Source organism: Neobacillus novalis NBRC 102450 (genome assembly GCF_001591805.1).
In the GTDB taxonomy this organism is placed as follows: domain Bacteria; phylum Bacillota; class Bacilli; order Bacillales; family Cytobacillaceae; genus Neobacillus; species Neobacillus novalis.
This window is the reverse complement of sequence record NZ_BCVP01000094.1, coordinates 1-1,357: the sequence shown is the minus strand read 5'-3', so window position 1 is coordinate 1,357 and position 1,357 is coordinate 1. Positions and strand designations below refer to the sequence as shown.

General features: G+C 43.0%; 1 protein-coding gene. It reads left to right on the top strand.

Annotated features, from left to right (window positions below):
* Positions 1-53: 53 nt before the first annotated feature.
* A partial coding sequence (locus BANVL01_RS26435; protein ID WP_235845791.1) for an efflux RND transporter permease subunit occupies positions 54-1,357 on the top strand: 1,304 nt, incomplete at its 3' end.

The following is a 1,357-nucleotide window of genomic DNA, read 5'->3' as shown; positions in this document are numbered from 1 at the left end:
TCAAACACCAAGAGGTGAAAGAAACATTTTTTGAAAAAGCTTATAGGCATGTATTGTCATGGGTTTTAACGAAACGTGCGGTCACGATTGTGTTAGCGATCATCTTGTTTGCCGGTTCATTGGCATTAGTTCCAATGATTCCACAGAACTTTTTACCACAGGAAAAGGCTGTTTCCTATCGGTTAACAGGTGATTTACCGGCTGGAACTTCATTAGAAAAAGCAAACGAGATGGCGGTTAAAGTAGAAGACATTTTGAAAAATGAAAAGGATATTAACCATACGCAAACGGTTGTAAATGGGGAGCATATTCGTTTTTCCATCGATTTAAAGGATGGCGTCACAAAAGAGCAAACAAGTGATTTTGAAAAAAGTGTAAGAGCAAAAGTAGAAAAATTGGACGATGAAATGCAGGTAGCTCTTTCTCCTGTTGGGATTGTCGGAACATCAGGATTAGCGTTAATGGTCGAGGGCGGGAATGCCAAAGATTTAGAGACGGCTGGAAAAATGATTACCGATAAAATTCAAGATATTGATGGCTTAGAAAATGTCGAATCCAACCTCTCTGGAGTGAAGGAACAGCTTCAATTGAAAATCAATGATCAACAAGCGGCAGAAAAAGGGTTAAGTCCGATCATGATTGCGGGCTATGTGAGAGAACTCATTTCAGGTGACCATGTCGCTGAGATGCAAGTAGAAGGAAAAACAACGAATGTCAATTTGTCATTGAATAGCACTTCCGGGGGCACAATCAATGATATTATGAGTCAAAAAATGACCAATCCGCTGGGGCAGCAAGTAAGCCTTTCAGAAGTGGCCACCCTGACGAAAACACCAAGTCCTTCGGCGCTGTATCGTTTAAATCAGCAGCCATATGTGCAGATTTCAGGCCGGATTACGACGGATAATTCTTCCGGCGTGCAGGCAGAGGTCGATAAACGATTGAAAACCTTAGATTTACCAAAAGGGATAAGCTATCATTCAGAAGGTCAAGCGCAAGCAATGAACGAAGGGTTTACCAATATGATGCTTGCCATGGCCGTAGCGGTTGTGTTGGTGTTTATCGTAATGTTGATTGCATTTGGGAATATGTTAATGCCAGTAGCGATTTTATCCTCCTTACCATTCTTGTTTTCCGGGGGATTACTAGGATTATATCTTACGAATCAAGCACTTGGGATGCCGGCTTTAGTTGGGTTCCTAATGTTAATCGGTATTGTCGTTACCAATGCGATTGTCTTGATGGAGCGCGTGAAGCAGAATGAGAAGAAGGGCATGGCGGTTGGCGCCGCGTTACTTGAAGCTGGAAAAACTCGACTCCGCCCGATTCTCATGACGGCTCTCGCCACAATCGGTGC